The sequence below is a fragment of the Mesorhizobium sp. M7A.F.Ca.AU.002.02.1.1 genome, assembly GCF_003998535.1.
GTDB lineage: Bacteria > Pseudomonadota > Alphaproteobacteria > Rhizobiales > Rhizobiaceae > Mesorhizobium > Mesorhizobium ciceri.
On the sequence record NZ_RZPB01000399.1, the window covers coordinates 4,035 to 5,713 of the forward strand.

Annotated in this window: 2 protein-coding genes; both read left to right on the top strand. The window is 62.5% G+C overall.

Annotated features, from left to right (window positions below):
* Window positions 1-379 (top strand): GtrA family protein (locus EN879_RS22250; protein WP_164774514.1); only part of this gene is annotated, 379 nt, incomplete at its 5' end.
* A gap of 40 nt (window positions 380-419) precedes the next feature.
* A partial coding sequence (locus EN879_RS22255; protein ID WP_127274245.1) for a hypothetical protein occupies window positions 420-1,679 on the top strand: 1,260 nt, incomplete at its 3' end.

Consider the following 1,679-nt stretch of genomic DNA (forward strand, 5'->3'; position numbering starts at 1 on the left):
TCTGGCCGGGTTTGCGCGGGGTCTGGGCGACATCCTTGCCAACGCCACGGGCTATGCCGCCGGCCTTGTCCTCGGCTTCTTCCTCAACCGCCAATGGACCTTCAGCAGAGCCGATGGCTTCAAGCCCGGGACCGCGCTGCGCTATGGGGGTGTCTTTCTGGTCGCCTACAGCATCAATCTGGCCGTCGTAATCGCCGCCCGTTCAGCAGGCATCGTCGAAAACCCGCTGGTCCACCTCGCGGGAATCTGCGTCTATTCGGTTGTTTTCTATCTTGGCTCGGCTCGCTTCGTGTTTGTGGGGCGTGGGGACGACAGCACCGACCGCACAGTTCGGGTGGCCGACAAGCCTCGGCGGCAGCCCGCCAATCCAACACCTTGAACACCCAACTGTCACCGGAACCGATTAGAGGCGGCGCAGCATGAACGACGCTCAGGCCAGTGCGGCGGCCGCGACATACAACGAGCGGAGCAGGCTGATCTTCTGCCTGCTCGCGGCCTTGGCGATGGCGGGTGCGTTGGGTGCCCAGGCAGGCGCCACCCTGCAGGATCCCGACAGCTGGTGGCAAGTGAAGGTCGGTCTGGATTTCCTGACTAACCGGACATTTCCGACCGTCGATCCCTATTCCTACACGTTTGCCGGCCAGCCCTGGATTGCCAAGGCATGGCTGGGGCAGGTCCTGCTGGCTCTTGCCTACCGGGCGGGCGGCTGGAACGGGGTCGTCAACGCGATCATCGCCTCGATCTCCCTGACGGTTTTCCTGATGGGGTGGTTTCTCAGCGCATGGCTGAAGCCGATCCTGGCGATTACACTGGCGTTCGCCGCGGTGTTCCTGATCAACCCGATCTTCACGGCGCGTCCGCATGTCTTCACCTTCCCGATCATCGTCATCTGGACAGCGGTCCTCTTCGGTGCGGCAAGGGAAGAACGGGCGCCGCCCTGGTGGCTGCTTGTGCTGGTCGTATTATGGGCGAACCTGCACGCCACCTTCACCTTGAGCTTCGTCATCGCGGCTTTCGCCGGTCTCGATCTGCTGGCGCGCACGGGCCTGTCGAAACCGTCCCTGCTGGCGAAGTGGATCGCGTTCGGCCTGCTTTGCCCGCTGGTGAGCCTGATCCACCCCTACGGCGTCCAGGCCATCCTCGCGACGCTCGCCGTGGCCTACGGCAATGAGGCGGTGTCGCTGATCATGGAATGGAAACCGTTCAGTCAGCCGGACAGTCCTGTCCAGGAAGCGGCGATGCTGCTGGCGCTTTTCGGGCTTCTGGTGTCCCGGTTGCGAATTGGCTGGGCCAAGGCGTTGTTCGTCGTCTTCACCCTGCATGTCTATCTCGCCCATGTGCGCTTCATGTATCTGTTCTTCCTGCTGATTCCGCTGGTGATGGCGGCCGAGGTCGCACAGCAATATCACTCGCTTTCAGCCACCGCATGGCTGGCCGAAAAGCGCGACGGGCTGGAGAGATTCTTAGCCAGACGGTTCTACGCCATCTGCGGCACGGCAGCCGTTCTGCTGATCGGCGGGATCGCCGTGCTCGGCAGCGCCTATCAGGTCGCGCCGAGCCCGAAGACATCGGCCAGCGGGGCGCTGGCCTTCGCGCAAAGCCATCATCTGTCCGGCAATGTGTTGAATTCCTACAATTTCGGCGGCACGCTGATTTTCCATGGGTTCAAGACCTATATC